Source organism: Halorubrum californiense DSM 19288 (genome assembly GCF_000336875.1).
GTDB lineage: Archaea > Halobacteriota > Halobacteria > Halobacteriales > Haloferacaceae > Halorubrum > Halorubrum californiense.
In genome coordinates, this window is record NZ_AOJK01000031.1 from 1 (window position 1) to 6,722 (window position 6,722).

The window sequence follows — 6,722 nt, forward strand, 5'->3', positions numbered from 1 at the left end:
AGCCATTGTGTTCACCGAATCGAATTCACGGCGACTGCGTCTGTTCAGACCGCGCCGCACCCCTCAGGGGCGTTCAAAAAACCGCTCTGTCAGTCAGCGGAGCTCGTGGCGTTCGTCCGCGAAGCCGACTGTGACGAGGTACTCGAGGAACTCGTCGAACCGCTCGACGTCGCTAGGCGTGTCGGTCGCGAGGTGACGCGCCCACTCGATGGCCCACTGGAAGGCGGGATCCGTGCCGCCCTTGCCGTGAATGTACCACCACCGGGCCGCTTTCAGTACGACCAGCGGATTCGTCGGCGGCTGCTCACTGGCGAGCCCCCGGGTGATGGATTCGATTTCGTCGGGGACATCGGCGGGTTCGACCTTCGCTGATTGCGTGGTGTCGATATCGACCGGGATCTCGTCGATTGAGACGTTGTCGGGACTCTGTTGTTGACTCACTGGAAGTCACCTCTGAGAGCTTTCGAAGGAGCCCTCGCCCTCACAGGGGGCACGAAAAACAGGGCGCGAAGTCATGCCGGCGGGAGGTAGACGCTCTGTTCGCCGGCGATAGACCTGGAGCAGGTCATAGTGGTATAGTCAATGTTTGACATATTTCAATAACCTTGCTGTATACAGAGGATACAGTCAGGACGGGAATTGGGTTATTTTCTCCAAATAGGTTCTGAACTAGCCGATAGAATCCGCCTGCGTGGTCACCGCTCACGATACCACCGAGCCAAGCGCATACTGATTGCGAGACTGAGTCCGCCAGCCAATACTGCGCTGCTAACTCTCNGAACGAATTACCGATGGAAAGCTGCCACAGCATTGCGACGACAGCGAGGATACCTATCAGGCCCCAATCAAGATACCTGAGGGTGTTGTACTGCCTCATAATAAACGAATACACTGTCACAGGCATTTAGATTACATGTGTGCGCTGTACGTACCACTTCAGTCGTTTCAATTTCAGGGGCTCGCCTGAATAAAGAAACCGCGCTAGCTCACCGTCACAACGGCCCACGTCCGAACGGATGGAAAAAAGTCGTCGACACCAATGCGGTGGTACACAGGTTCAATTTTTGTATCCTTCATCCTCGATCGGACCGCTAAACACGCCATAGAGGAATTTGAAGTACCACAGTACGAGGAGAAGCGCCGGAAATCCGAGAATCGTCACGAGATTCAGCGCTAGCGGTGAGACAACCGCTTCTCTAACTGTCAAGCCAGTTGGCGGATAAATAGTCGGATATAGCAGGAGAGCGACCAGCAGGCTCAATAGCGCAGGAAGCCCGAGTGCGCTCACCAGCCAAGCACGGTACTTGCCGCGCAGGGCAAGAACGCTTCCCCCTCCTCCCGCAACGGCTGACAAGACGACAATCATACCTACGGGAAGCGAAAGAACGATTTCGGCGGTACCTCCGGAATCAGTTACGACGACAGTCGTCAGCAGAGCGATAGCTCCGATCAAGTACGCCAGCGTCGCAATAATCCCGTACATGCGCAGGTCGGACGCTAGCCGTGGTCTGGTTTTAGCTGCCAGAAAGGCCGCCCCAGTGGCAACCGAGACGGCTACGAGGCCGACACCAGTCAGCAGTGCCGGCATCGACAGTGTCGGCGCGTCAAAGATCCACCGACCAGCGAGAGTACCGAACAGCAGTGGCGCAAAAAAGCTCCCGCCGACAAAAGAATAGTCCCAGTACCGCTTCCAGCGCTCGTCGTCACGCTGTTCACGCATCTCTGGGCCGAGCCCGCGGAACAGCAGCGCAAGCACGAACCCGATCGCGAGCAGGTAGTGGTCGGCCAAGACTCGTGAGTACACCCGCGGGAATGCCGCTAGCAGCATCGTTCCGAAGGCGACAACCCACACCTCGTTTGCGTCCCAAACCGGGCCGAACGCCGTCAAGAATGTTTTCTTCTCATGATCGTCGTCGCGAGTCGCGTATAGCATTCCGATTCCGAAGTCGAACCCGTCGAGAATCATGTACATCGCCAGCGAAAACATGACAGCACCGAACCAGATCTCGGGGAGTGCGTCGACAAGATACGCGTCGACGAGCAACACAAGCTCAGTCATCATCGCTCACCTTCGGGACAGGACCATACCAGCGATCGTCGTCCGGTACCTTCACTCCGAGTTCTCGGAGTTCGTCTTCGACCAGCCACCGCAGCACATGAAGAGCTACCAAGATCAATCCAATGTAAATAACAACGAAGCCGACGAGCGTCAGAGTCGCTTCGGTTCCGTTCAATGTCGAGGAAACGGCCTCACTAGTTCTGAGTTCGCCCTGGATGACCCACGGTTGTCGACCGATCTCTGTGACGTACCACCCCGTGAGAAGCGCCGCATAGCCGAGCGGCGACGCAGCGATCATCGTCTTCAGGAATCGATTGCTCTCCGAAAGGCGGCCATTGTAGATGAGATATCCGCCCCATAGTGCCAGCCCGATGAACAGGAATCCGAGTCCAACCATGAACCGGAACGACCAGAACACCATCGCTACGGGCGGGTTCTCCTCGTACTCGTTTAATCCAAGTACTTCGGCGTCAAAGTCACCACCGGTAGCAAGGAACGACCCGACCCCTGGAAGACTCACAGTAAAAAGGTTCTCAGCTTTCGGATCGGTGATTGCGTCTATGCTCTTTGGGAACGCGAGCAGGTGTAAGTCTGCCGTGCCGGTCTCGTAGTGGGCTTCCATAGCGGCGAACTTCTGCGGCTGCGTATCTGCGACGTGGCGCCCATACGCGTCACCATGGACTGCTTGTAGAGGAGCGGTGACAAGCAGGATGATAACTGCGAGTTTCAACGCAGTGTTCCATGCGGCGGCATCGCGCTTCTTCCAGACAATGTACGCCGAGACCCCTGCGACCAGTAGCGCGACAGAAATAACCGACGCATTGACCATGTGTATATACATCCACGGCATCCGGGGCGTGAAGAACGCAGCCAGCGGGTCAGTTAGCTTCGCGACCTCCACACCGTTACGCGTGATCATCTCGAAACCCTGTGGAGTCTGCATCCAAGCGTTGACGATCAGGATCCAGAAGGCCGATAACCAAGCCCCGACTCCCACCAGTACCGACGAGAGGATGTAGGTCTGATCGCTGACGCGTTCCTGACCGAACAGCAATACTCCGAGGAAAACAGCCTCAAGGAAGAACGCCATCTTCGCTTCGAATGCGAGCGGCCCACCGATCAGTTCCCCAGCCACCTCAGCGAACTGTGGAAAGTTCGTCCCGAACTGGAAGCTCATCGGAATGCCGGTGACCGTTCCCATGACGAATCCGGCGGCGAACACCTTTACCCAGAATGATCGCAGCCTTGTGAACCGCTCGTCGTCGGTCCGAACGTCTTTCCAAGTGAAGTAGACGATGAACGGCGCCAGCCCGACCGAGAGCGAGGCGAAAATGATGTGAACGCTGATCGTCCAGCCGAACTGCGCACGACTCGCAAGCTCCGGTGAGAGCTGTAGCGCCCATCCCTGAATCAAGACATCGGGAAGCACCGTCGAGAACATAGCTCTGTTTCCCCGCGGAAGTAAAAGAGAAGTTGTGTAATTCTCTCATTCGAGAACTGTACTACGGCAATTTATATCCACAAAACCGTAGTTTTTGTAGCCAATACGAAACGCTCACTGGTAGCGCCGGAGGCAGAGGCCGGAACTCTGAATCGCGGCACTATCCACAAGAAAGAAGTGATTCCTGCGCAGGCCACTCGTAGTGAGCATCACTTCTGTGACCGTGAGTGTAAGGGGGAGTGGTGGTCCACCAGTGTCTCCGGAGAGTCTCATCCCAACTGGAAAGACGGTTACGAGCCGTACTACGGTCCGAATTGGTCACGAAAGCGACGGGAAACAAGAGAACGCGACGGATATGAGTGTGTCCTCTGTGGCGTGACGGACGGTGCGAGCAGACTCATCCACAGGCGGGAACTCTCCGTTCACCACGTTACCCGAATTAATGACTTTGAGAACCCTGCTGACGCGAACGGTCTCGGGAATTTAGTAACTCTCTGTACGTACTGTCACCAGCGCGTGTTCGACTAACTACCCGACAACATGTCACAGTAGTCTCGGCGCTTGCAGTCATGTTAGCGTGGGAGTGCCCACATCTGACTCCCGACCAGCGTAAGTGAGTGCCGCCGAAACTTATGTGTATATCTGTTTACATTACGAGTATGACGGAGTCTCCGTGGCGCGAGAAGGAGCGGCTACGACGCCTCTACGTAGATGAGGGCCTATCGATGGCCGAGATTGGTGACCGACTTGGTTGTACGGGCACAACCATCTCTGACTGGCTTAACCGCTATGACATCGACGCACGCGACCCGGATCCACCGACGATGGAAGGCGAGGACCATCCACGCTTTGTCACGCGAGAGGAACTAATTGAGGACTATCAGAACCTCGCTGACGAGCTGGGGAAGACGCCTAGCCAAGAGGAATAGAACGGCCACGGTGAATATACGTGGTCCGCTATCCGAGGTCACTTTGATGGGATGGGCGAGCTACAAGATGCTGCTGGTCTCAAACGTCATCGGAACGGTTGAGTGACGCTCAGATGTGAGGTCTGTGGTGAGGAGTACGACGAGAAACACGCGAAGAAGGACCCCTCCCGGTTTTGTAGCCGCAAGTGTAGTGCTGCGTGGAAAGTCGAAGCCTACAGCGGTCACGGGAATCCGAACGGGCACAAGCCCGTCTCGTGTACCTGTGAATGGTGTGAGAATAGCTACACGGCAACGCAACACGAAGAAGAGAGTACGCGATTCTGCTCGCAGGAGTGTATGATCAAGTGGCGGGCGAGAGAATATTCAGGGGAGAACCATCCGCGGTGGAAGGACAACGACGACTACTACTGTGGTCCAAACTGGGCACGACAGCGGAGGAAGACTCATGACAGGGATGGTCACGAGTGTCAGCACTGCGGTAGTGAGGACCAGCTACAGGTTCACCATATTGTTCCGTACGAGTCGTTCGACGATCATCAAGAGGCGAACCGACTGTCGAACCTCATCACGCTCTGTGTGAGCTGCCACCACCGGGTTGAGTGGGGTAGTCTCATTGTACAGTCAGTTGAACGTGTTCTCGGAATCGTAATCGGACATTTGGCTACCGTGAATCGCCACAGAATGGCCGCCCGCTCTCCGTGACGCTCACAGGGGAATATAACGGTGGTCATGTGCTCAATACAGTCCTCTGTATCTCGCACACTGATCCTGTCTCTTCTTAAGGATTTCAACAGAACTGGTGAGAAAGAAATGAAGCAACGTTAAGCGTTAACTGGCGGACACTATGTTGGGGTGAATCTGAGCTCAGGGCAGAAGCAGCGAGAACTCGCTCGTCTCGTGGAACGATGTGGTTTCCATATGGAATTTGACGGACCTTGGTACATTGTCTTGGGTGTCGACATTCTGGGCTAGTGACAGGACCGACATAGGTCAGCAGAGTCGTAGAATCGGTGTTTCACATTCTGTAACGGTGACTCCAGTTATTACGGAGTGGACCTCTACGATTCGTACATGCCCGTAAAAGAGGCTTATTGCGTTGAGCATCGCGCAACCGGCCACTCAGGAAACCCAGATACACGTCGAGTCAGTGCTGAGAGTCTGGTACTCAGGAATTACGACGATGCTACCCACGATGTTCATATCACAATCACCGACCACAACGGCAAAACCGCCTTTACTCGGACTGTCTCTGTCGGTCCACGAGACACCATCAGCATCCAGACTCGTCTCGACCGCGCGGTATACCGAGTAGACGTCCGACTGGATAACGATGTGGATGACCGCGCAGAGTGTCTTCTCGGCAGCGATCCGAATGAGNCGTCTCGACCGCGCGGTATACCGAGTAGACGTCCGACTGGATAACGATGTGGATGACCGCGCAGAGTGTCTTCTCGGCAGCGATCCGAATGAGTGTGCCAAGATCGAAACTGGAAACGGTGTGGTTAGCGTCGTTGAAGGCTATCTTTGAACGGCTGGCGTGTGCTGGCGGAGAGCCTATGAGACTGTGGTGTCAGTCTCGTTCTCAGGGTCAGTTGACAGGTCTTGTAGAGTTGCCGAAGCTGTTACCGGGGTATTCCGTCGGCGTGCCGCAGCCACAGACCTACTCGTGGCTACCGCTAGTGGTCTCAAAATTAAGCGCGTTTCAGTAATACAGAGATCGCTATTCAACAGAGCAAAATGAACGAGTTTCGAATACCTGAGTGTGTATGAGAGAGCACAGTTGGAAGTCGGCTACTGACACGGTCCTCGGAGTACTCACAGAGTCCCGTGAGTTCGTGTCTGGCCTCATCCTGAATTTCGCACTCATTATTGGAGTAATGATGTTTGAGTGGAGTCTCGTTGAAATCGTCGTCATATATATCATTGAAGTAGCAATTATCTGTTCTCTCTTTCTTGCCGTCGCGTTGTTCACTCCACAACCAGTAGATGACCGTGATGGAGACGTGTGGAACACGGAGCCTACTCCAGTTCAGCCAACTTCTTTTCTTCCGCCGATTTACTGGCGGAATATCAAATTTGTCGGGGACAAGGCCGTCTTTATCGCGCTCCTCATTGGAGTACTCATGAGAGCTATTTTTTTCAATTCTGAACTGATTTCAGCACTGCCCCCTTCAGTTGGACTCGCGATTGCTGGCATCGTTCTGTTCTGCTCTGTTGAATCCGATGACGGCACGGGGTTCGCGATCTCTGAAGTCACGATAATCTCACTTTTTGTCGTCAAGGAGGTGGATCG

The 6,722-nt window shown here is 54.8% G+C and carries 6 protein-coding genes and 1 pseudogene; 4 read left to right on the plus strand and 3 right to left on the minus strand.

The features are described from left to right. Positions 1–93: 93 nt before the first annotated feature. The 3 genes from C463_RS06205 to C463_RS06215 form a co-directional block, all read right to left on the minus strand. A complete protein-coding gene (locus C463_RS06205; protein ID WP_008442087.1) occupies positions 94–441 on the minus strand; it encodes a hypothetical protein in 348 nt (115 codons plus the stop codon). Positions 442–1,057: 616 nt separating this feature from the next. Next, positions 1,058–2,059: a cytochrome d ubiquinol oxidase subunit II gene (locus C463_RS06210; protein WP_008442089.1), complete on the minus strand. Its 1,002-nt coding sequence runs from the start codon at positions 2,057–2,059 to the stop codon at positions 1,058–1,060. Beyond that, positions 2,052–3,500, minus strand: a complete 1,449-nt coding sequence (locus C463_RS06215; RefSeq protein ID WP_049905631.1) for a cytochrome ubiquinol oxidase subunit I — start codon at positions 3,498–3,500, stop codon at positions 2,052–2,054. The genes C463_RS06210 and C463_RS06215 overlap by 8 nt, the downstream gene beginning before the upstream one ends. Before the next feature lie 177 nt (positions 3,501–3,677). On the opposite strand from C463_RS06215, the gene C463_RS20105 reads away from it, so the two are divergent. The 4 genes and pseudogenes from C463_RS20105 to C463_RS06225 all read left to right on the plus strand — a co-directional run. Next, positions 3,678–4,028, plus strand: coding sequence for an HNH endonuclease (locus C463_RS20105; RefSeq protein ID WP_394295261.1), 351 nt, complete (start codon positions 3,678–3,680; stop codon positions 4,026–4,028). Positions 4,029–4,159: 131 nt separating this feature from the next. Then, positions 4,160–4,429, plus strand: a complete 270-nt coding sequence (locus tag C463_RS06220) for a homing endonuclease associated repeat-containing protein (RefSeq protein ID WP_049905632.1) — start codon at positions 4,160–4,162, stop codon at positions 4,427–4,429. 336 nt (positions 4,430–4,765) lie between these two features. Continuing rightward, entirely contained in the window at positions 4,766–5,131 is a 366-nt protein-coding gene (locus C463_RS20110) for an HNH endonuclease (RefSeq protein WP_080510781.1), read from the plus strand. 1,064 nt (positions 5,132–6,195) lie between these two features. Continuing rightward, positions 6,196–6,722, plus strand: a pseudogene (locus C463_RS06225) (DUF6498-containing protein); the annotation flags it as partial.